We start from the raw sequence: 20,852 nt of genomic DNA, 5'->3' as shown, positions 1-20,852 counted from the left end.
CGCCCTGGGGGAAAATTTCTTAAGGGGAAGGTGTGATAAATGGGAGAGCAATCGTTTGTCGTGCGGGTATGGGGTCAGGTACAGGGGGTGGGGTTTCGTTACTTCACCCGGGAGCGGGCACTGCAGCTGGGGCTGAGGGGGCATGCCTACAACCTGGAAGATGGCTCTGTGGAGATCCTGATAGCTGGCCCTGAGCAGAAGGTGCAGATGATGCTGGGCTGGCTGGAGCACGGGCCCCGAACGGCCACGGTGACCAAAATGGAGTGCACCCGGGCATTGCCCCCCACGGGCTCCGGTTTTCATACCAACTGAGCAGGCAGGAGGCTGGTAGATGATGGATCAGGGCAAGGGGCTAGAGCAGGCTCGCCGTCTCATGGATCAATACTGGGCCGCCACCCTGGCCCTGCGCCAGCGGGCGGGATCGGAGGAGGTCCATGGCTACCGGATTGCGACCCGTCGCCTGCTGGCCCTGCTCGCCCTCTGGCGTCCCCTGATCCATGAACCCGGGCTGGAGCGGCGACTGATGCGCGCGGTGGGCCGACTCTCCGCCCTGCGGGATGCCCAGGTCTATGCGGCGCACTTTGGCGGAAAGCCCCTCCCTGAGGCCGCCCCCCGGGTGCCCATGCTGACGGTGCGACTGGCGCGCTGGCTGGATCGATTGTTGCTGGTCCCTGCCGACTTCAATCCCCTGCCGCTTTTTCAGATGCATCTGGCGCTTGGTCTGGCGGATTGTCTGGCCGAGCCCGGGCTGGAGCACTCTGCCGGCAACAGACTGCGGCTGCGTCACTGGCACAGGTTGCGGCTGGTCCTGAAGCAGACCCGTTATGGGGTGGAGCTGCTGGTGGGGCAGGGGGAGGGCGATCCGGCCTGGCTCTCCATGCTGATCGAGTGGCAGGACAGGTTGGGTCAGTTGCAGGACGCCCGGCAATGGCACAGGCGGCTGCGTCGTCAGACGGGGCGGAACAAGCAAGTGCGCGCCCTGCGGGAGGCGATATGCTGCCAGTTGCACCAGCTGGACTGCCGGCAGGCGGAGCTGATTGGTCTGCGGATGGCGTTGCTGCGCCAAGATTAGCGCTAAGAAAAGGGGATAAAAAAAGAGAGGCGCTGGGCCTCTCTTTTCATTTGGGTGTCGGCTGCGCTTATTTGACGCGCATGCCTGGCTGTGCGCCTTCCTGGGGCTCCAGGATCCAGAGATCCTTGCCGCCCGGGCCTGCGGCCAGCACCATGCCTTCGGACATGCCAAAGCGCATCTTGCGTGGGGCCAGGTTGGCCACCATCACGGTCAGCTTGCCTTCCAGATCTTCCGGGTTGTAGGCGGACTTGATGCCGGCAAACACCTGACGGGTCTCACCGCCGATGTCGAGCTGAAGTTTCAGCAGCTTCTCGGCTTCCGGTACCGCTTCTGCCTTCTTGATGAGGGCCACCCGCAGATCAATCTTGGCAAAATCCTCGTAGCTGATGGTTTCGCTGATAGGGTCGTCTGCCAGCGGGCCAGTCGCTTTTGGCGCCTGCTCCTTGGCCAGATCTTCCTTGGAGGCTTCCACCATGGCTTCCACCTTGGCGGGCTCGATGCGGGAGAAGAGCGCCTTGAAGGGGGCCAGCTGGTGGTGGGTCAGCGGCTGGGCCACGCCATCCCAGCTGAGGGTCTCACCCAGGAAGGCTTCGGCGCGCTCGGCCAGGTGCGGCATGACGGGCTTCAAGTAAGCCATCAGCACCCGGAACAGGTTGATGCCCACGGAGCAGACGTCCTGCAGCTGGGCATCCGCTCCTTCCTGCTTGGCGATGACCCAGGGAGCCTTGTCATCCACATAGCGGTTGGCCTTGTCGGCGAGCGCCATTATCTCGCGGATGGCGCGGCTGAACTCACGGGCCTCGTAGGCATCGGCGATGGAGGCGCGGGCGCTTGCGAACTCGGCGTAGAGCTCGGGTTCGCTGCAGCTGTCGGCCAGCTTGCCGTCGAAACGCTTGGCGATAAAGCCGGCATTGCGGGAGGCCAGATTGACCAGCTTGTTGACCACGTCGGCATTGACCCGGGAGACGAAGTCTTCGAGGTTCAAGTCCAGATCGTCGATGCGGCTGTTGAGCTTGGCGGCGTAGTAGTAACGCAGGCACTCGGGATCCAGGTGCTTCAAGTAGGTGGACGCCTTGATGAAGGTGCCCTTGGACTTGGACATCTTGGCGCCGTTGACGGTCACATAACCGTGCACGTTGACCTTGGTCGGCTTGCGGAAACCCGCCCCTTCCAGCATGGCCGGCCAGAACAGGCAGTGGAAGTAGGCGATGTCCTTGCCGATGAAGTGATAGAGCTCGGCCTCGGAGTCCGCCTTCCAGTAGCTGTCGAAGTCGATGTCACCGCGCTTGTCGCACAGGTTCTTGAACGACGCCATATAGCCGATGGGGGCATCCAGCCAGACGTAGAAGTACTTGCCCGGGGCGCCCGGGATCTCGAACCCGAAGTAGGGGGCGTCGCGGGTGATGTCCCACTGCTGCAGGCCGGATTCGAACCACTCTTGCATCTTGTTGGCCATCTCTTCCTGGATGGCACCTGAGCCGCGCACCCAGTCGGCGAGCCAGGTTTCGAACTGGGGCAGATCGAAGAAGAAGTGCTCGGAGTCCTTCATCACCGGGGTAGCACCGGAGACGGCGGATTTCGGGTCGATCAGCTCGGTCGGGCTGTAGGTGGCGCCGCAAGCGTCGCAGTTGTCACCGTATTGCTCCGGGGACTTGCACTTGGGGCAGGTGCCCTTGACGAAGCGGTCCGGCAGGAACATGGACTTTTCCGGATCGAACAGCTGGGAGATGGTGCGGATTTTTATCTTGCCGGACTCTTTGAGGCGGCCATAGATAAGCCCGGCCAGCTCGCGGTTCTCGTCGCTGTGGGTCGAGTGATAGTTGTCGAAGCTGATGTTGAAGCCGGCAAAATCCCCCTGATGCTCCTGGGATACGGCAGCGATCATTTCCTCGGGAGTGATCCCCATCTGCTGCGCCTTGAGCATGATGGGGGTACCGTGCGCGTCATCGGCACAGACGAAATGCACCTGATGGCCACGCATTCGCTGATAACGAACCCAGATATCGGCCTGGATGTGTTCCAGCATGTGGCCAAGATGGATGGAGCCGTTGGCATAGGGGAGGGCGCAGGTTACCAGCATTCTACGAGGATCAGTTGCCATAATACGTTCTTGATGTGCCTGTTGGGATGATACAGTGCCGAGCATGTTACCCGAATTGGGGGCGGCCTGCCTAGGGTTGTGGCCCGCAGGCCCGCAGCGGACGGCATCATGAGAACGTCGGCAAGCCACTGATTTGTGTGCGGTAACCCTTCACCTCAGGATAACGACAACATAATGGGGAGTTAATGGTGATTGATTCAGTAAAACAGATCCTTGCCGAATTTAAGCCGGCTGGATGGGGCCAGGATCTGGTGGCGGCCGGTTTTGTGCGTGCCATCGAGCAGCATGGGCAGACCCTGACCATCAAGCTGGTGTTGCCCTTTGCCGGCCAGACCCTGTTTGAACAGATGAAAGAAGCCTTCGATGCCCATATCAGGGCCGCCACGGGCGCCGCCATCGTCGACTGGCAGTGCGATATCGAGGTGGCGAGCATGCCTCGCGCCCAGCAACTGGCAGCGGTACAGGGCATTCGCAACATCCTGGTGGTGGCCTCCGGCAAGGGCGGGGTGGGCAAGTCCACCACCGCCGTCAACCTGGCGCTGGCCCTGCAAAAGGAGGGGGCACGGGTCGCCATTCTGGATGCGGACATCTATGGCCCCTCCATTCCGACCATGATGGGGACTCTCAAGGAGCGCCCCCACAGCCTGGACGGCAAGTTGATGGAGCCTGTCATGGCCTGTGGTCTCAAGACCAACAGCATCGGCTACCTGGTGGCGGAGCAGGATGCCACCATCTGGCGCGGCCCCATGGCTAGCAAGGCGCTGGCGCAGATCCTCCACGAGACTCGCTGGGGAGAGGTGGATTACCTGGTGGTGGATATGCCGCCAGGCACAGGGGACATCCAGCTCACCCTGGCCCAGCAGGTGCCGACCACGGCCGCCCTGATCGTCACCACACCGCAGGATGTGGCGCTGGCGGATGCCCGCAAGGGGATCGCCATGTTCAACAAGGTCAATGTACCCGTGCTCGGCATCGTCGAGAACATGAGTTATCACGTCTGCAGTGCCTGCGGTCATCACGAGGCGCTGTTCGGTACCGGTGGCGGCAAGAAGATGGCAGAGCAGTATCAAGTGGCACTGCTTGGTCAGCTGCCGCTGCACATCGACATCCGCCAGCACATGGACGATGGCTGTCCTACCGTGTTCGGATCACCGGAGGGAGGACTGGCTGAGGCCTATCTGAAACTGGCCCGTCGGGTGGGGGCCGAGCTCTATTTCAGTGGTAAACCGATTGCGACCCCGCTCTACACGGTGGCGCTGGACGAATAATCGGCTGTCGGCCGGTTGCAATGGATTTGGGGTGGGCATGAACCACCCTTTTTTATATAATGGATCGGTTTAAACAATCCCCAGTGCTCTTCTCTTTAGGTATTTTCAATGTCTGATACTCAACATTCGTGTGTGATCATCGGTATTGCTGGTGCGTCCGCATCCGGCAAGAGTCTTATCGCTCAAACCATCTACGAAGAGCTGGTGGCCGAGCTGGGCGCAGGTCAGATTGGTGTGATCACCGAGGATTGCTACTACCGTGATCAGACCCACCTGACCATGGAAGAGCGGGTCAAGACCAACTATGACCATCCCAATGCCCTGGATCACGATCTGCTGGTGCAGCATCTGACCCAGCTGGTGCAAGGGGATGCCGTCAATATCCCCCAGTACTCCTATACCGAACACACGCGCTTGAGCGAGGTCACCGCCTTCGCGCCGCGCCGGGTCATCATTCTGGAAGGCATACTGCTGCTGACCGACAGTCGTCTGCGGGAGCTGATGGATGCCTCCATCTTCATGGATACCCCGCTGGACATCTGTCTGCTGCGCCGTCTGGTGCGTGATGTGCAAGAGCGTGGCCGCACCATGGACTCCGTCCTCAAGCAGTATCAGAAGACGGTCCGCCCCATGTTCATGCAGTTCATCGACCCGTCCAAGCAGTATGCGGACGTGATAGTGCCCCGTGGCGGCAAGAACCGCATCGCCATCGACATGCTCAAGGCGCGCATCCGCCACATGTTGATTGGTTGATATGAAACAAGCCGGGTGATGCCCGGCTTTTTTAAATGAAACTTTTGTCAGGAGAGTCGCCGAATGCGTCTTTGTGATACCGATATCGAACGCCATCTGGATGAAGGCAAGATCGTCATTGAGCCGAGGCCCGGTGTTGAGCGGATCAGTGGCGTCAGCGTCGATGTGCTGCTCGGCAACGAGTTTCGCGTGTTTCGCGATCATACCGCCCCCTATATCGATCTGAGCGGTCCGAGCAGCGAGATGGCCGATGCCATCGATCGGGTGATGAGCGACGAGATCCACATCCCGGACGGCGAAGCCTTCTATCTGCACCCGGGTCAACTGGCGCTGGCGGTGACCTACGAGTCCGTGACCCTGCCTGCGGACATCGTCGGCTGGCTGGACGGGCGCTCCTCCCTGGCACGGCTCGGCCTCATGGTGCACGTGACCGCGCACCGCATCGATCCGGGCTGGTCCGGTCGCATCGTGCTGGAGTTCTACAACGGCGGCAAACTGCCGTTGGCGTTGCGTCCCAAGATGAAGATAGGGGCGCTGAACTTCGAGATGCTCTCCGGCGCCGCGGCCCGCCCCTACAACAAGCGGGAAAACGCCAAGTACAAGAGCCAGCAAGGTGCGGTGGCCAGCCGCATCAACCAGGACTGATGTCCGCCTTCATGCTGCTTATATAGAGGGTGCTTCGGCACCCTTTTGCTTTTCTGCGAAGGGGAGGGGATGTGCGGTAAGGCGGCCAGTGAGGTGGGAACCTGATGGTAAAACGCGTGTAAAATCGCCAACTTGGCGGTGAGTTGAGGTATGTTTGGTGTTGATTGACAGCTACCCATGAGGTGTAAACGGGCTTTAATTAATCCATGACAAGTCCCATTCCAGCAGGGCCTAAGACATTTTCTGACGGAAAGCCCTTTTTTTTTCTTACTGAAATATTTCAACAACGGGTATGGCGCACCGAGCCTTCTGGCATAATCCGCCGCAACTCATAAACAGGTTCGTTTTTATGTTTGAAATGTTTAGTGGTTTGGGTTTGTGGTGGTCAATAGGTTTGGTATTGGCCGTTTTTTTTGTGCTGGCCTATGAGTTCATCAATGGCTTTCACGATACCGCCAACGCGGTAGCAACGGTTATCTATACCAAGGCCATGCCCGCGCACACTGCGGTAGTGGCTTCCGGCCTGTTCAACTTTGCCGGGGTCATGATGGGGGGATTGGGGGTGGCCTATGCCATTGTCCATCTGTTGCCCATCGATCTGCTGCTCGGCATGGATTCGACCCAGGGTCTGATCATGGTGTTCTCCCTGCTGTTTTCAGCCATTGTCTGGAACCTGGGAACCTGGTACTTCGGCATCCCGGCGTCCAGCTCTCACACGCTGATCGGCTCCATTCTGGGGGTAGGCGGTGCCTATGCCCTGATCAGCGATCAACCTCTGAATGAGGGCATCAACGTCGGCAAAGCCATCGACATCATGCTCTCCCTCATCATCTCTCCCACAGTGGGCTTCATCATTGCCGCCTTGCTGCTGTTCGCGATGAAGCGAGTCTGGCTTGGTAGCAAGATCCACAAAACCCCGGAAGAGCGACTGCTGGTGGACGGCAAGAAGCATCCGCCGTTCTGGGCCCGTGTGACCTTGATTTGTTCTGCCATGGGGGTGAGCTTCGTGCACGGCTCCAACGATGGTCAGAAGGGCATAGGTCTGGTGATGCTGGTGCTGATCTGCATGGCGCCCGCCTACTTCGCACTGGACATGAACAGCCGCTCCTACGATCTGGACAGAACCCAGGATGCCAACCAGCGCATCATGGAGATCTACCAGCGCAATCAGGAGCAGGTGTCCACTGTCGTGAACTTCAGCGTTCCTGCTCATGCCCAGGAAGAGTTGATGACTCATTGCGAGGCTGGTGAGGCCCTCGAGGCCATGGCCACCCTGGACAACCGTCTGGGCCAGGTGCGTACCTACGAGCAGATGAGCCTGACCGATCGCCGCGAGGTGCGCCGTCTGCTGCTCTGTATCGACGACACTGCCCGCAAGGTCTCCAAGCTGCCGTTGCCGGCCAAGGAGCTGACCGATCTCGCCAAATGGCGCAAGGACCTGACCGCCACGGCCGAATACGCGCCGACCTGGGTCATCGTCTCCATCGCGCTGGCGCTGGGTTGCGGCACCATGGTGGGCTGGCGTCGTATCGTCTACACAGTGGGCGAGAAGATAGGCTCTTCCGGCATGACCTACAGCCAGGGCATTGCCGCCCAGATCACGGCTGCTGCCTCCATCGGGGTAGCCAGCATGACCGGCATGCCGGTATCCACCACCCATATCCTCTCTTCCGCGGTGGCGGGGACCATGGTGGCGAACAAATCGGGCCTGCAGAGTCAGACCATCAAGACCATCTTGCTGGCCTGGGTTCTGACCCTGCCGCTTACCATGCTGCTCTCCGGTGGACTGTTCCTGATCAGCAACAATCTGTTTGGTGGCTGACAGCTAACACACAACATCAATGACAAAGGGCCTGCGGGCCCTTTTTTCATGGCTGGGATCAGGCCGCTGCTAGCCGTCATGCTCGGCAACCGGTAGAAACATGCCTTATATGCCATCAAACAAGGGTGTTTATTCACTGATAGATCCCGCCAGCCTGCATCTTCCTCATTCAACCCCCTTGTCAGCAGAGAAGCCTGACCGCAGCCCATCCCGCCTGTCAGGGGCAGAGGCTACTAAGCCATCGTCTCATCCTCTTATCCGCCCTTCATTCCTTGAATCCAGCCCCGCTAGTGACCGCTCGGCACCGGTGTGACTGGCCATGATTCCTGGCCGTGTTACGGACGCCTTGTTTGTCCCGTGACGGGCTGTGCTTTTCACGATAAGCAAGAGGGCCTGCATGGGGGTGAGCAAGGGCGACGCTCCCAGGCATGGTTCCTGGGGGCTAATTGTGGCAAGGCAAGATAGAGGAGAGGCTGACAGAGAGTGCCAGTTCTCTAGTCTGCCTTGGGCATGCAGTTTATGTCCCTGCAGATGAGGAAGAAGAGGAAGGGGATCGGACAGGGGATTGAGGGGCAGACCCAACTGTCAGGCAAAAAAAGAGCCACACAAGGTGTGGCTCTTTTATCAGACCAGACAAGCTAGGGGATCAGGGACGACCCGCCGGGCTGGTTGCTACATTGACGGCAGCTGTGCTGCCACCGTGGCGGCCTGAGCTCGCGACTTCGCTACGCTCCAGCGGGGCCTGCTCAACCGGCTCACGGGGGGCCGGGGCGGGCACTGCTGCCGGCGTTGCCATGGGCGCAGAAGCCTTGCGAGCACGGGCCAGTACGCCAGCACCTTTGGCAACCGGCTTGGTGGCCGGGGTGACGACAGGCTCGGGCTGTGCAACCACAGGGGTGACAGGCTCGGCGGCAGGAATCACTTCCTCGGCTTGCGGGGCAGGGGCCGGCTCCACCACAACGGGGGCGGCTTCTACCACAGCCTGGTCAGCGATGCTGGCCTCGACCACGACAGGAGCTTCCTCGATAACCACCTCGGCCACCGGCTCGGCAGCGACAGGAGCTGCTTCGATTGCTACCGGGGCCGGCTCGACGGCGGCAGGAGCCGCTTCGACGGTAACGGGTGCTTCAACCAACTCGGCGACCACTGGGGCGGCGACCTCGGTCACAGCCGCTTGAGCCTGCTCATGGGCCTCTTCGGCCACGGCTTCGGCGACCACGTGCTCGGTCAGGGCGGCAGAGGCTTGCAGCGCGGCGGCAACGGCCTCGGCACTCGGGATGGTGATGACAGGCACGGCGGGCTCTTCCACCTTCACCTGATCAGCATCCGCCTGGGCGGCTGTGGTCAGTTGCACTTCGGCCTGAGGTTCATCATCACGCTGGCCACGGGCATCTTCGTTGATGCGCTTGCGACGCTGGCCTTCGATCCGCTGACTGCGCGGAGTACGACGAGAGCGGCGCTGACCGTCGGTCTGCTCCTCTTGCTCACCGACCACGGCCGCAGTCTCGACCAGATCATGGGCCTGCTCGTCTACCGGCAGGGCAGGGGTGTCGGTGGCGGCGACATCGACCCGAACCTTCTTGCGCAGCTGGCGACGTTCGCGGCGCTCGGCCACTTTCTGCTCTTTTTCCTGACGCGGCTCGGCGCTGACGGCGGCAGTCTCGACGGTTTCTACCGCTTCAACCACGACCTCGGCACGGGGCTCGCGCGGAGCACGGGGTTCGCGAGCCGGGCGCGGGGCGCGGGGTTCACGTTCCTGACGGGGCTCACGGGGTTCGCGGGGTTCGCGATCCACACGAGGCTCGTTGCGTGCTTCGCGGGGCTCACGTTCCATGCGCTGTTCGCTGCGCACTTCACCACGGGGTTCACGCTCCTGACGGGGCTCGCGCTCTTTACGCGGACGACGGTTGCGGCTCTCGCCACCCTCGCGGTTGGCGGCGCCTTCACGCTTCTCGCCGGCGTCGGCAGGGTTGCGGTTGCTGCGGTTGTCGTCGCGACGACCACGCTGGCCACGGCTGCGGGTTTCGTCACGTTGATGACGGTGACCCTCATCCTTGCGCGCTTCCCGTTGTGCGGCCGGTTTCTCGGCAGCAGCTTTCGCTTCAGCCGGAGCTGCGTCTGCGCCGAACAGACCGGAGATGGCCTTGAACAGCTTGCCAAACAGACCCGTTTCGGCGGCGACCGGTGTCGGTGCTGCGACGGGGGCCGGGGCGGCAACAGGGGCAGCCGGTTGAGGCGCCTGGACGAAGCCTTGCAGCAGCGGCTGCTCGCGCTCGATGACCTGAGCTTGCTTGGGCTGGTAGACCGGCTTGGCAATCTCGGTTTTCAGCTCGTAGCTTGCCGCTTCCGGGATCTCGTTCTGACGGATGCGGGTCACTTCGTAGTGCGGGGTTTCCAGATGCTGGTTCGGAATGATGTAAACACGGACATCATTGCGCTGTTCCAGACTGGCGATGGAGGCACGCTTCTCGTTAAGCAGATAGGCGGCAACATCGACCGGCACCTGGCCGTGAACCTGCTCTGTGTTGTCCTTCATGGCCTCTTCTTCGATGAGACGCAGGATGGACAGGGCGAGAGATTCATTGTCACGGATGACACCCTGGCCCTGGCAACGGGGGCAGATGTGGCTGCTGGACTCGTTGAGGGAGGGACGCAGACGCTGGCGAGACATCTCCAGCAGACCGAAACGGGAGATCCGGCCCAGCTGGATGCGGGCTCTGTCCTGGTGGACGGCTTCACGCAGACGGTTTTCCACTTCGCGCTGATGGCGAACCGGCGTCATGTCGATGAAGTCGATGACAATCAGGCCACCCAGATCGCGCAGACGCAATTGACGGGCAATTTCGTCGGCCGCTTCCAGGTTGGTCTGCAGCGCCGTCTCTTCGATATCGCCGCCCTTGGTGGCGCGGGAGGAGTTGATATCGATGGAGGTCAGCGCTTCGGTCGGATCGATGACGATGCTGCCGCCGGAGGGCAGACGCACTTCACGCTGGAAGGCCGACTCGATTTGGCTCTCGATCTGGAAGTGGTTGAACAGGGCGACATCACCCTTGTACAGCTTCACACGATTGAGGAAATCGGGACGAACCAGCTCGATGTGCGACTTGGCACGCTCGAAGATGACCGGATTGTCGATCAGGATCTCGCCTACATCGCGACGCAGATAGTCACGAATCGCGCGCACTATGACGTTACTCTCCTGGTGGATGAGCACTGGCGCGGAGCGATTCTGTGATGCCTTGTGGATGGAGTCCCAGTGGTTGAGCAGGACGTTCAGATCCCATTCCAGCTCTTCCGGGGATTTGCCCACACCGGCGGTACGCACGATGAGGCCCATGCCGTCTGGCACTGTCAGTCCGCTCAGGGCTTCTTTCAACTCGGTCCGCTCGTCACCCTCGATACGACGGGAAATACCGCCAGCACGGGGGTTGTTCGGCATCAGCACCAGGTAGCTGCCGGCCAGACTGATGAAGGTGGTGAGGGCCGCACCCTTGGTGCCACGCTCTTCCTTGTCAATCTGGACGATCACTTCCTGGCCTTCGCGGACCACTTCTTTGATGTTGGGACGACCCTGATAGGAGTAACCGGAGGGGAAGTAATTGCGGGCGATTTCCTTTAACGGCAGGAAACCGTGGCGCTCGGCGCCATAGTCAACAAAAGCAGCTTCAAGACTGGGTTCTACGCGGGTGATTTTACCCTTGTAAATGTTCGCTTTCTTCTGCTCGTGTCCCGGACTTTCAATATCCAAATCGTAGAGCTGTTGTCCGTCAACCAGCGCTACGCGCAACTCCTCTTCCTGAGTCGCGTTGATTAGCATTCTTTTCATTGAGTTCTCATTATTTTGTCATTTTGATTCCTCCACAGGATCCTGCCGGTGCCGGCCTCGGGTCTTCAGCATGCTTGGGCAACCTCCCGGTTGGGACATGCATGAGGCGCAAACTAAGGGCACTCTGGTTCAGCCTTCTCGAGAAGGCATGAATTAAGGATACCGGTGTGGAGACAATTAAATCGGTTCTGTTTGCGTTCTCCATGCGTTGTACCTCGCACCCGGGAACCGTCATGTTCTTGTATACACGGTGTTTCGGGATTGGGTGGCATACTTTTTGGCCACTTAGTACAAGGCTTGAACACAATGACAAAACCTTGTTTATTATCCCATTTAAACCACTTTTATAGCAAGACGCCATTTTTTAACAAAGCATGCAGCCAAGGGCTGCCGGCGGTGTTAAAATCCGCGCCATGACACAGATACATCAACAAGTGCAGCTGCTCACCATCGAAGCTGAGCATGAAGGGCAGCGCATCGACAATTTTCTCAAGACTCAGTTAAAGGGCGTCCCCAAGAGCCTGATCTATCGCATCCTTCGCAAAGGAGAGGTGCGCGTCAACAAGAAACGCATCAAACCGGAATACAAACTCTGCGCAGGCGACGAGGTGCGGGTGCCCCCCGTACGCGTGGCCGAGAAGAACGAATTGCCCTCTGCCAACCTCGGCAGCATCCAGCGTCTGGAGAGCCAGATCCTGTTTGAAGACGAGGCCATGATAGTGCTGAACAAGCCGTCCGGCATGGCGGTGCACGGCGGCAGCGGCTTGAGCTTTGGCGTCATCGAGGGGCTGCGCGCCCTGCGCCCGGAAGCCCGTTTCCTGGAGCTGGTGCACCGACTCGACCGCGACACTTCCGGCGTGCTGCTGGTCGCCAAGAAGCGCAGTGCCCTGCGCAGCCTGCACGAGCAGCTGCGGGTCAAGACAATGCGCAAGCAATACCTGGCGTTGGTGCGCGGTCAGTGGCAGTCCCACGTCAAGGTGGTCAATGCGCCGCTGCGCAAGAACGATCTGCAATCCGGCGAGCGTGTGGTGCGGGTCAGCAGTGATGGCAAGCCTTCCGAGACCCGTTTCCGGATTGCCCGTCAATTTGCCGAAGCCACCCTGGTAGAGTGCAGCCCGATCACAGGTCGCACCCACCAGATCCGGGTTCATACCCAGCACGCCGGTCACCCCATCGCCTGTGATGACAAATACGGTGAGGCGGCCTTTGATGAGAAGATGCGGACCCTGGGGCTCAAGCGCCTCTTCTTGCACGCCTGGAAGCTGAGCTTCACCCATCCGGCGGATGATCGCGAGATGCAGGTGGAAGCGCCGCTCGCCCCCGAGCTCGATGCCTTCCTGAACAAGCTGGCACGCTGATGCAGCGCATCCGACTCGCCATTTTCGATTGGGACTGTACCCTGATGGATTCGGTGGGGCGGATCGTCGCCTGAGTTGATGAACACCAAGACAACAATGGGAGCCAAGGCTCCCATTGTTGTCTCTGTTTCCTGTTCAGGCTCAAGGCAGATTGAGGCCGTGGTGCGCCAGCAGCTCGATCAGGCCGATGAGGGGCAGGCCGATCAGGGCGTTGGGATCCCGCCCTTCCAGCCCCTTGAACAACATGATCCCCATGCCCTCACATTTGAAGCTGCCAGCGCAATCGAGGGGCAGTTCAGCCGTCACATAACGGCGCAGGGCTGCCTCATCCAGGGAGCGAAAATGCACGGTGAAGGGCTCCACGAGCTGCTCGGCCCGGCCGTTTGCGGCATTGAGTACGCACAGACCGGTATAAAAGGTGACGCTCTTGCCCTGGGCCATCATCAGCTGCGCCACCGCGTTATCCACAGTGCCCGGCTTGCCGAGGATGCGGCCGTCACAGACACACACCTGATCCGAGCCTATGATCAACCCCTGATCATGTTGGCGGGCGATGGCGCTCGCCTTGGCATGGGCCAGGCGGCTGACCAGTGCCTCGGCCGACTCCCCGGACAGCGGGGCTTCATCAACCTCGGGAGAGGCACATTGGAACGGCAGGCCGAGTTTTTCCAGCAGCGCCTTGCGATAACGGGAAGTGGAGGCGAGGATCAGGGGCGTGTGCATATGTTGATGATATCCATTTATAAATCAATTGGTTGATTCTAACTGTGGCAGAAGGCCCACGCAAACTACCTGAACACCAGCACGCCGGCTTTGGTTTACAGCAACATGCAGGCTGGCGGCCCGAGGACGGCGATAGATACCGCGTGATGAGGCAGGAGTGCGACATGACAAGATACGGAGTGCTGGTCCTGATGCTGCTCTCCCTTTCGAGCTGGGGGCAGGAGTGGCAGCCAGAGAAGGGGGAGGGTGGCGTGCAGCTCTGGACCCAGGCACGCCCACCATCCCCCTTCCTGGCCTTGCGCCTGGAGATGCGGGTCAAGGCGGATCCCATGGCGTTGCTTACCGTGCTGCGAGACACGGCGCGCCATCGGGAGTGGTTGCCATCCAGTCACGAGGTGCGGCTGCTGGCAAAATCCGGCCCGGATGACGATCTGGTTTACACCCGATTGGCGTCCCCTTGGCCGGTGCAGGACAGGGAGCTCATCACACGTTCGCATCTGATCAGGCGGGCCGACTGCGCGCTGGTGCTGGAGGTATGGGCCGAGCCGGACGCCCTGGCACCCCGCCCGGGTCTGTACCGGATCCGGGAGAGTGCCGGTCGCTGGGAGGCGTTGCCACAACCCGATGGCAGCACCCTGATCAGGCTCGAAAGCTATACCAACCCGGGCAGCCATTTGCCGGGCTGGCTGGTCAATCCGATGACCATCAAGGCGGCGCTGGGCAGCTTTCAGGCCATACGCCGGCTGATGGAGGCCCAACCCGGAGCCGCGCCTCGACAGCTGTTGCTCGGTGGTGGGGGCTGTCCTGCCGCGCCCTGAATCCGATAATGGTGGCTCTCGGGAACGGACAGCCAAGCCGGGTGCCTGGTGAGCGGGACGCTTGATGGGGAAGGGGCGTGCAACGGCATAAAGGGCTCACTGACCCCGAGATCCTGGCCAAGGGGGATGTCCGCACAGGATCCTGTGCGGGATCCCGCGGTTTATGGCATAATCGGCCACCGATGAACACAAGTTACTGCATGCAGGGGCTTGTGCAGGTAAAATCATCGGCGGTAAGGACTTTTTCCTTTGACTATCCCTTGTTGGACCTATAATATTCGCGCCCTATGCAAAAGGTGAAGTTGCCCGTTAAGGTTGATCCAGTCCGTAATGCCTTGAAGCTACTCGATTATGTCGGGATAGTGGAAAAGTCGCAGATGCCCAGACTGGAAGCATCAACCGAAGGCTTGCGAAGTGATGTGGACGTCACTCTGCAGTTTGGCAAAGATGTCCAGAAGTTGACCGTTATGAAAGGCACTGCCCATGCCAAGGTTGACCTGGTTTGCCAGCGTTGTGGAGAGGCTTTCGAGCACCTTTGTGAAGCTAGTTTTATTTACACTCCGCTGTTCGAGAGAACAAACGAGGAAGAGCTGCCGGAAGCTTATGAGCCCATTGAGTTGGACGAAAACGGCGAGATAGATCTTCATCAAATCCTGGAGGATGAACTCATCCTCTCGTTGCCTCAGGTGGCCATGCATCCCATGGATGTCTGCCCCAGAGGAAACATGGAAATGACTTGGGGTGACATCGAGCCTGCTGATGAGCGGCCGAATCCCTTTGCAGTTCTTGAAGAGCTCAAACGTAAGTGAATTTTAGGAGTTAGCCTACCATGGCCGTACAACAGAACCGTAAAACCCGCGCCAAGCGTGGCATGCGTCGTTCCCACGATGCGCTGACCACTGCAGCCCTGACTGTTGATCAGACCAGTGGCGAAATTCATCGTCGTCACCACGTGACTGCCGATGGTTTCTACCGCGGTAAAAAGGTAATCGCTTAAGGATTGCCTTTGTCTACGCAAACTGTCGCGCTAGACATAATGGGGGGAGATTTTGGCCCCTCTGAAACAGTGCCTGCCGCCGTGCAGGCACTGTCTCTTCTGCCTCAACTAAATCTTGTTCTGGTCGGTGACCAACACCTGATCGCCCCTCTGTTGCAGCAACATGGCTTGCTGACTCATCCCCGCGTTCGTCTCGTACATGCATCCCAGGTCGTGGGCATGGGCGAAAAGCCGATCGTGGCGCTGCGTACCCTGAAAGATTCCTCCATGCGGGTTGTGCTCAATCTGGTGAAAGCCGGTGAGGCCGATGCCTGCGTCAGTGCCGGCAATACCGGTGCCCTGATGGCCATGGCCAAATGCGTGCTCAAATCCCTGCCGGGGGTCGACAGACCCGCCCTCATCAAGGCGCTGCCGACACTGAGCGGCAAGCGTACCGTGATGCTGGATCTGGGGGCGAACGTGAGCTGCGATGCGGACACCTTGCTGCAATTTGCGGTGATGGGCTCAGTGGTGGCCGAGCAGGTCGAGGGGATAGCGTCCCCCCGGGTGGCGCTGCTCAACGTGGGGGAGGAGGAGATCAAGGGCAACGACCTGGTACGCCACAGCGCCGAGTTGTTGCGCCAGTGCGCCGCGCTCAATTTTGTCGGTTTCATCGAGGGGGACAGGATCTTCAGCGGTGACAGCGACGTCATCGTCTGTGACGGTTTCGTCGGCAATGTGGCGCTCAAGACCGCCGAGGGCGTGGTGCGGATGATGGCCGAACTGGCCGGATATCCTCGCAAAAAACGCAGTTTTCTTGGTCGACTCGCCGGATTTATGTTCAAACGGCGTTTTTCTTACTTGAACCCCGACCAGTATAATGGCGCGAGTCTGTTAGGATTGCGCGGCATTGTGGTAAAAAGCCATGGGCGGGCCGAGCGCCGCGCTCTGTGTCATGCGATTCTGCTGGCCGCACAAGAAGCCAAACACCAACTTCCATTGCAAATTGCAGATCGCCTTGAATCTGTCTTTTCCGACAGGGATTTATAAAACTCTATGCATAGCAAAATTCTGGGTACTGGCAGTTATCTGCCGAGTTCGGTTCGTACCAACGCCGATCTTGAGCAGATGGTTGAAACCAGTGACGAGTGGATCGTGGAACGTACCGGGATCCGTGAACGCCGCATTGCCGGGAGCGACGAGAGCGTCGCGACCCTGTCTCATCAGGCGGCCTTGCGGGCGCTGGATGCCGCGGGCCTGACCGCTGCCGATCTGGACATGATAGTGCTGGCGACCACCAGCGCCGAGAACGCCTTCCCTGCCGCTGCCTGCGAACTGCAGGGGCTGCTCGAGGTACCGGGGATCCCGGCCTTTGACGTGGCGGCTGCCTGCGCCGGTTTCACCTATGCGCTCTCAATTGCCGATCAGTTCGTCAAGTCCGGCGCCGCTCGCCATGTCCTGGTAGTCGGTGCCGACGTGCTCTCCCGCATGTGTGATCCGGAAGACAGGGGCACCATCATACTGTTCGGGGATGGGGCCGGTGCCGTGGTGATCGGAGCAAGCGAGACGCCGGGTATCCTCTCCACCCACCTCCATGCCGACGGCCGTTATGGCGAACTGCTCAAGTTGCCGCAGCCTCGTCGTGGCATGCCGGGTGCCGAGCTCGAAGCCTACATGTATATGAAGGGCAACGATGTCTTCAAGGTTGCGGTGACGCGCCTGAGCGAGATAGTGACCGAGACCCTGGCTGCCGCCAACATAGATCCGAGCGAGCTGGACTGGCTGGTCCCGCATCAAGCCAACTTCCGTATCATCAACGCCACCGCCAAGAAACTTGGCATGGGGCTCGACAAGGTGATCCTGACCCTGGATCGTCACGGCAACACCTCCGCCGCCTCCGTGCCCATCGCCTTCGATGAAGGGGTACGTGACGGCCGTATCAAACCGGGCCAGCTAGTATTGCTGGAAGCCTTTGGCGGCGGTTTTGCCTGGGGCTCGGCGCTGGTTCGCCTCTGATACCAAGCGGCGCCGCGAGTCTCGGGCGCCCGCTTACCGATTTCGTCTTACCTTAAAGGAATCAATGATGACCCGATTTGCCATTGCCTTCCCGGGACAAGGCTCCCAGAGCGTCGGCATGCTGGCGGAACTCGCCGAGCAACACGCCGTGATTAAAGAGACCTTCGCCGAGGCGAGCCAGGTGCTGGGTTATGACCTCTGTGCCCTGGTGCTGAACGGTCCCGCCGAGGATCTGAACAAGACCTGGCGCACCCAGCCGGCACTGCTGACCGCATCTGTTGCCCTGTGGCGCCTGTGGCAACAGCAGGGCGGGGCAACCCCCGCCGTCATGGCCGGTCACAGCCTGGGCGAGTATTCCGCCCTGGTATGCAGCGGCGCCCTGGCGTTTGCCGATGCGGTCAAGCTGGTTGAACTGCGTGGTCTGGCCATGCAGGAAGCCGTGCCGGAAGGCACAGGTGCCATGGCCGCCATCATCGGTCTGGACAACGACTCCATCGCCGCCAACTGCGAGAAAGCGGCGCAAGGCCAGGTGGTCTCTCCGGTCAACTTCAACTCCCCGGGCCAGGTGGTCATCGCCGGTCACAAGGAAGCGGTCGAGCGCGCCAACGTGCTGATGAAAGAGTCCGGCGCCAAGCGTGCACTGCCGCTGCCGGTCTCAGTGCCGTCCCACTGCGCCCTGATGAAACCCTCCGCCGAAAAGCTGGCCGCCGCGCTGGATGGGATCGAGATCAAGGTTCCAACCATCGCAGTCATCAATAATGTCGACGTGTCCTGTGAACAGGATCCGGCCGCCATCAAGCAAGCCCTGGTGCGCCAGCTGTTCAGCCCGGTCCGTTGGACCGAGACGGTAGAGCGGATGGCAAACGACGGCGTCACCCTCGAGATCGAGATGGGACCGGGCAAGGTGTTGACCGGGCTGGCCAAGCGCATCGACCCGCGCGTGGAAGGCATTCACGCCAACGATGCCGCCTCTTTCGAGCAGGCGCTGGCCCAAGTCAAATAAACAGGAGCAAGTCATGAGTTTTACCGATAAAGTTGTGCTCGTCACCGGCGCCAGCCGTGGCATAGGCCGTGCGATTGCCGAAACTTTTGCGGCCCGTGGCGCGAAAGTGGTGGGAACCGCGACCAGCGAGAGCGGTGCCGAGGCCATCAGCGCCTATCTGGGCGAGCAGGGCTGCGGCATGGCACTGAACGTGACCAGCCAGGAATCCATCGAAACCGTCTTTGCCGCCATCAAGGAACGCTTTGGCGACATCGACATCCTGATCAACAACGCCGGTATCACCCGCGATAACCTGTTGATGCGGATGAAGGATGACGAGTGGAACGAGATCATCGACACCAATCTCACCTCCCTGTACCGTCTGAGCAAGCCGGTGTTGCGTGCCATGATGAAGAAGCGCCATGGTCGCATCATCAGCATAGGTTCCGTGGTCGGCACCATGGGCAATGCCGGTCAGGTCAACTATGCCGCCGCCAAGGCGGGTCTGGTGGGCTTTACCAAGTCATTGGCCCGTGAAGTGGCTTCCCGTGGCATCACGGTGAATGCGGTGGCCCCCGGTTTCATCGAAACCGACATGACCAAGGCGCTCAATGAAGAACAGCGTGCCGGCATCATGAATCAGGTGCCTGCCGCCCGTTTGGGTGATCCGAAAGAAATTGCTGCCGCTGTGGTATTCTTGGCGTCTGACGACGCTGCCTATATCACCGGCGAAACCCTGCATGTTAATGGCGGGATGTACATGGTGTAATCAATTTGTCGTGAGATCTGTTCAAATTTGCGATAGTACGCCGAAGTTTGGCGAATTTCGTGGTTTGACCAGCGGCAAGTCACTTGCAAACTCACGTCAATTGAATACACTACCCCAACCAGACGCAATAGCGTATTTTTAAAGGAAAATTCAGGTCATGAGCAACATCGAAGAACGCGTAAAGAAAATCATCATCGAACAACTGGGTGTTAAAGAGGAAGACGTCAAGAACGCTGCCTCCTTCGTCGACGACCTGGGCGCTGACTCTTTGGATACCGTTGAACTGGTAATGGCGCTGGAAGAAGAATTCGATACCGAAATTCCTGATGAAGAAGCCGAGAAGATCACCACTGTTCAAGCGGCTATCGACTACATCACCGCTAATCAGGAATAAGTTCCTGTTCTGAAAGAAGCGGCCCAAGGGCCGCTTCTTTTATGTTTACTCCCTTTCAAAATACCTCTCGGAGACTAGCTCAGTGTCAAAACGCAGAGTCGTGGTAACCGGCCTGGGGATGCTTTCCCCTGTGGGCAACACTGCCGAATCCAGCTGGCAAGCCCTGCTCAACGGGCAGAGCGGCATTTCTCTCATCGATCACTTTGATGCCAGCGAGTTTGCGACCCGTTTCGCAGGCCTGGTCAAAGAGTTCGATCCAGAACAATACGGCATCAACCGCAAAGAAGCCCGCAAGATGGATCTTTTCATCCAGTACGGCGTGGCGGCGGGGGTGCAGGCACTGGATGATTCCGGCCTCGTCATCAACGAAGAGAATGCGGAGCGGGTCGGCGTGGCCATCGGTTCCGGCATCGGCGGTCTGGGTCTCATCGAGCAGAACCACAGCAGCCTGATCAACGGCGGCCCGCGCAAGCTGAGCCCCTTCTTCGTGCCGTCCACCATCATCAATATGGTGTCCGGTCATCTCTCTATCATGAAGGGGCTGCAAGGCCCGAACATCGCCGTGACCACGGCCTGCACCACGGGCACCCACGCCATCGGCATGGCTGGCCGGATGATCGCCTACGGTGATGCGGATGTGATGGTCGCCGGCGGCACCGAGAAAGCCTCCACCCCCATGGGTATGGGTGGTTTTGCGGCGGCCAAGGCGCTCTCTACCCGCAACGACGAACCGCAGAAGGCGAGCCGTCCCTGGGACAAGGATCGCGACGGTTTCGTGCTGGGTGATGGCGCCGGGGTACTGGTGCTGGAAGAGTACGAACACGCCAAGGCCCGTGGCGCCAAGATCTATGCCGAGCTGGTTGGCTTTGGCATGAGCGGCGACGCCTACCACATGACGGCGCCTCCCTCTGATGGCAACGGTGGCGCTCGCGCCATGAAGAATGCCATCAAGGATGCCGGCATAGCGCCGCAGGCGATCGGTTACATCAATGCCCACGGCACCTCCACCCCGCTGGGTGATGTGGCCGAACTGCGTGGCATGAAAGAGGTGTTTGGCGAACATGCCAGCGCCCTGATGATCAGCTCCACCAAGTCCATGACCGGTCACCTGCTGGGTGCGGCGGGGGCCATCGAGGCGATCATCACTGTGTTGGCCCTGCGCGATCAGGTGGCACCGCCCACCATCAACCTGGACAACCCGGATGAGGAGTGCGATCTGGATCTGGTGCCTCATGTGGCCAAACCCGGCCAGTTTGAATATGCCCTCTCCAATTCGTTTGGTTTCGGCGGCACCAATGGCTCCCTGATCTTCAAACGCGTATAATTCGC

Annotated in this window: 19 protein-coding genes and 1 pseudogene; 17 read left to right on the top strand and 3 right to left on the bottom strand. The window is 59.9% G+C overall.

Going from position 1 to position 20,852, the window contains the following annotated elements; all coding sequences use genetic code 11:
- The first annotated feature begins 39 nt into the window (after positions 1 to 39).
- Both G4923_RS09100 and G4923_RS09095 read left to right on the top strand, forming a co-directional pair.
- A complete protein-coding gene (locus tag G4923_RS09100) occupies positions 40 to 312 on the top strand; it encodes an acylphosphatase (RefSeq protein ID WP_025326966.1) in 273 nt (90 codons plus the stop codon).
- Between the two features lie 19 nt (positions 313 to 331).
- Positions 332 to 1,072 (top strand): CHAD domain-containing protein, encoded by a 741-nt coding sequence (locus G4923_RS09095; RefSeq protein WP_163136696.1) that lies wholly within the window; start codon positions 332 to 334, stop codon positions 1,070 to 1,072.
- Positions 1,073 to 1,139: 67 nt separating this feature from the next.
- On the opposite strand, the gene metG is transcribed toward G4923_RS09095, so the two are convergent.
- Positions 1,140 to 3,173, bottom strand: a complete 2,034-nt coding sequence (gene metG, locus G4923_RS09090; RefSeq protein WP_163136694.1) for a methionine--tRNA ligase — start codon at positions 3,171 to 3,173, stop codon at positions 1,140 to 1,142.
- Positions 3,174 to 3,358: 185 nt separating this feature from the next.
- On the opposite strand from metG, the gene apbC reads away from it, so the two are divergent.
- The 4 genes from apbC (at position 3,359) to G4923_RS09070 (ending at position 7,661) form a co-directional block, all read left to right on the top strand.
- The gene (gene apbC, locus G4923_RS09085; protein WP_106886793.1) at positions 3,359 to 4,441 is read left to right on the top strand and encodes an iron-sulfur cluster carrier protein ApbC; all 1,083 of its coding nucleotides are present in this window, start codon (positions 3,359 to 3,361) and stop codon (positions 4,439 to 4,441) included.
- Positions 4,442 to 4,549: 108 nt separating this feature from the next.
- Entirely contained in the window at positions 4,550 to 5,194 is a 645-nt protein-coding gene (udk, locus tag G4923_RS09080) for a uridine kinase (protein ID WP_025326970.1), read from the top strand.
- Between the two features lie 63 nt (positions 5,195 to 5,257).
- Entirely contained in the window at positions 5,258 to 5,839 is a 582-nt protein-coding gene (gene dcd / locus G4923_RS09075) for a dCTP deaminase (protein WP_025326971.1), read from the top strand.
- Between the two features lie 349 nt (positions 5,840 to 6,188).
- Complete coding sequence (locus G4923_RS09070) at positions 6,189 to 7,661, top strand: inorganic phosphate transporter (protein ID WP_106886792.1); 1,473 nt, start codon at positions 6,189 to 6,191, stop codon at positions 7,659 to 7,661.
- Positions 7,662 to 8,307: 646 nt separating this feature from the next.
- Here G4923_RS09070 and rne read toward each other — a convergent pair.
- Positions 8,308 to 11,487 carry a ribonuclease E gene (rne, locus tag G4923_RS09065; protein ID WP_163136685.1) on the bottom strand — a complete coding sequence of 1,060 codons (3,180 nt, stop codon included), beginning with the start codon at positions 11,485 to 11,487 and terminating at the stop codon, positions 8,308 to 8,310.
- 413 nt (positions 11,488 to 11,900) lie between these two features.
- On the opposite strand from rne, the gene rluC reads away from it, so the two are divergent.
- Positions 11,901 to 12,845, top strand: coding sequence for a 23S rRNA pseudouridine(955/2504/2580) synthase RluC (gene rluC / locus G4923_RS09060; protein ID WP_202619452.1), 945 nt, complete (start codon positions 11,901 to 11,903; stop codon positions 12,843 to 12,845).
- Positions 12,845 to 12,916: pseudogene (locus G4923_RS21240) on the top strand (HAD family hydrolase); the annotation flags it as partial. The gene rluC and the pseudogene G4923_RS21240, both read left to right, overlap by 1 nt.
- A 70-nt stretch (positions 12,917 to 12,986) precedes the next feature.
- Here the strand turns inward: G4923_RS21240 and G4923_RS09050 are convergent.
- The gene (locus G4923_RS09050) at positions 12,987 to 13,568 is read right to left on the bottom strand and encodes a Maf family protein (RefSeq protein WP_139743895.1); all 582 of its coding nucleotides are present in this window, start codon (positions 13,566 to 13,568) and stop codon (positions 12,987 to 12,989) included.
- A 164-nt stretch (positions 13,569 to 13,732) separates the two neighbouring features.
- Between G4923_RS09050 and G4923_RS09045 the strand changes: the two genes are divergently transcribed.
- The 9 genes from G4923_RS09045 (at position 13,733) to fabF (ending at position 20,847) form a co-directional block, all read left to right on the top strand.
- The gene (locus G4923_RS09045; RefSeq protein WP_205597126.1) at positions 13,733 to 14,386 is read left to right on the top strand and encodes an START domain-containing protein; all 654 of its coding nucleotides are present in this window, start codon (positions 13,733 to 13,735) and stop codon (positions 14,384 to 14,386) included.
- Positions 14,387 to 14,673: 287 nt separating this feature from the next.
- Entirely contained in the window at positions 14,674 to 15,195 is a 522-nt protein-coding gene (gene yceD, locus G4923_RS09040; RefSeq protein WP_025326977.1) for a 23S rRNA accumulation protein YceD, read from the top strand.
- 20 nt (positions 15,196 to 15,215) lie between these two features.
- Positions 15,216 to 15,383, top strand: a complete 168-nt coding sequence (gene rpmF, locus G4923_RS09035) for a 50S ribosomal protein L32 (protein ID WP_005300935.1) — start codon at positions 15,216 to 15,218, stop codon at positions 15,381 to 15,383.
- Positions 15,384 to 15,392: 9 nt separating this feature from the next.
- Positions 15,393 to 16,412, top strand: coding sequence for a phosphate acyltransferase PlsX (plsX, locus tag G4923_RS09030; RefSeq protein ID WP_111910605.1), 1,020 nt, complete (start codon positions 15,393 to 15,395; stop codon positions 16,410 to 16,412).
- 6 nt (positions 16,413 to 16,418) lie between these two features.
- Entirely contained in the window at positions 16,419 to 17,378 is a 960-nt protein-coding gene (locus tag G4923_RS09025; protein WP_005329561.1) for a beta-ketoacyl-ACP synthase III, read from the top strand.
- Between the two features lie 67 nt (positions 17,379 to 17,445).
- The gene (fabD, locus tag G4923_RS09020) at positions 17,446 to 18,381 is read left to right on the top strand and encodes an ACP S-malonyltransferase (protein ID WP_163136683.1); all 936 of its coding nucleotides are present in this window, start codon (positions 17,446 to 17,448) and stop codon (positions 18,379 to 18,381) included.
- A gap of 13 nt (positions 18,382 to 18,394) precedes the next feature.
- Entirely contained in the window at positions 18,395 to 19,129 is a 735-nt protein-coding gene (gene fabG / locus G4923_RS09015; RefSeq protein ID WP_025326981.1) for a 3-oxoacyl-ACP reductase FabG, read from the top strand.
- Between the two features lie 157 nt (positions 19,130 to 19,286).
- Positions 19,287 to 19,523, top strand: a complete 237-nt coding sequence (gene acpP / locus G4923_RS09010) for an acyl carrier protein (protein ID WP_005300909.1) — start codon at positions 19,287 to 19,289, stop codon at positions 19,521 to 19,523.
- Between the two features lie 82 nt (positions 19,524 to 19,605).
- Positions 19,606 to 20,847, top strand: a complete 1,242-nt coding sequence (gene fabF, locus G4923_RS09005; RefSeq protein WP_163136682.1) for a beta-ketoacyl-ACP synthase II — start codon at positions 19,606 to 19,608, stop codon at positions 20,845 to 20,847.
- Positions 20,848 to 20,852: the final 5 nt, after the last annotated feature.

This window comes from Aeromonas rivipollensis, assembly GCF_010974825.1.
In the GTDB taxonomy this organism is placed as follows: Bacteria; Pseudomonadota; Gammaproteobacteria; order Enterobacterales; family Aeromonadaceae; genus Aeromonas; species Aeromonas rivipollensis.
The sequence above is the reverse complement of the archived record's forward strand: the minus strand, read 5'-3'. Positions and strand labels throughout refer to the sequence as shown.

Coding starts and splice junctions, on each gene's coding strand:
- G4923_RS09100 (WP_025326966.1), top strand. CDS start 40: ATGGGAGAGCAATCGTTTGTCGTGCGGGTATGGGGTCAGGTACAGGGG.
- G4923_RS09095 (WP_163136696.1), top strand. CDS start 332: ATGATGGATCAGGGCAAGGGGCTAGAGCAGGCTCGCCGTCTCATGGAT.
- metG (WP_163136694.1), bottom strand. CDS start 3,173: ATGGCAACTGATCCTCGTAGAATGCTGGTAACCTGCGCCCTCCCCTAT.
- apbC (WP_106886793.1), top strand. CDS start 3,359: ATGGTGATTGATTCAGTAAAACAGATCCTTGCCGAATTTAAGCCGGCT.
- udk (WP_025326970.1), top strand. CDS start 4,550: ATGTCTGATACTCAACATTCGTGTGTGATCATCGGTATTGCTGGTGCG.
- dcd (WP_025326971.1), top strand. CDS start 5,258: ATGCGTCTTTGTGATACCGATATCGAACGCCATCTGGATGAAGGCAAG.
- G4923_RS09070 (WP_106886792.1), top strand. CDS start 6,189: ATGTTTGAAATGTTTAGTGGTTTGGGTTTGTGGTGGTCAATAGGTTTG.
- rne (WP_163136685.1), bottom strand. CDS start 11,487: ATGAAAAGAATGCTAATCAACGCGACTCAGGAAGAGGAGTTGCGCGTA.
- rluC (WP_202619452.1), top strand. CDS start 11,901: ATGACACAGATACATCAACAAGTGCAGCTGCTCACCATCGAAGCTGAG.
- G4923_RS09050 (WP_139743895.1), bottom strand. CDS start 13,568: ATGCACACGCCCCTGATCCTCGCCTCCACTTCCCGTTATCGCAAGGCG.
- G4923_RS09045 (WP_205597126.1), top strand. CDS start 13,733: ATGACAAGATACGGAGTGCTGGTCCTGATGCTGCTCTCCCTTTCGAGC.
- yceD (WP_025326977.1), top strand. CDS start 14,674: ATGCAAAAGGTGAAGTTGCCCGTTAAGGTTGATCCAGTCCGTAATGCC.
- rpmF (WP_005300935.1), top strand. CDS start 15,216: ATGGCCGTACAACAGAACCGTAAAACCCGCGCCAAGCGTGGCATGCGT.
- G4923_RS09025 (WP_005329561.1), top strand. CDS start 16,419: ATGCATAGCAAAATTCTGGGTACTGGCAGTTATCTGCCGAGTTCGGTT.
- fabD (WP_163136683.1), top strand. CDS start 17,446: ATGACCCGATTTGCCATTGCCTTCCCGGGACAAGGCTCCCAGAGCGTC.
- fabG (WP_025326981.1), top strand. CDS start 18,395: ATGAGTTTTACCGATAAAGTTGTGCTCGTCACCGGCGCCAGCCGTGGC.
- acpP (WP_005300909.1), top strand. CDS start 19,287: ATGAGCAACATCGAAGAACGCGTAAAGAAAATCATCATCGAACAACTG.